The sequence below is a fragment of the Neisseria sp. P0008.S010 genome, from assembly GCF_051962715.1.
In the GTDB taxonomy this organism is placed as follows: Bacteria; Pseudomonadota; Gammaproteobacteria; order Burkholderiales; family Neisseriaceae; genus Neisseria; species Neisseria elongata.
This window is the reverse complement of the sequence record NZ_JBQCVA010000400.1, coordinates 1-243: the sequence shown is the minus strand read 5'-3', so window position 1 is coordinate 243 and position 243 is coordinate 1. Positions and strand designations below refer to the sequence as shown.

Genomic DNA, 243 nt, shown 5'->3' with positions numbered 1-243 from the left:
CTACCGGAGGCAGCAGTCGGGAATTTTTGTCAATGGGCGAAAGCCTGAACGAGCGACACCGCGTGAACGACGAAGATCTTAGGATTGTAAAGTTCTTTTGCTTGAGAAGAACACGGTTGCGACAACATCAAAACCGTCTGACGGTACCAAGCGAATAAGCTCCAGCCAACTACGTGCCAGCAGCTGCGGTAATACGTAGGGAGCGAGCGTTATCCGGAATTACTGGGTGTAAAGGGTGCGCAG

General features: G+C 51.9%; 1 rRNA gene. It reads left to right on the top strand.

What is annotated here, in order from left to right:
- Positions 1–243: ribosomal RNA gene (locus tag ACTHSL_RS14080) — 16S ribosomal RNA — on the top strand; the annotation flags it as partial.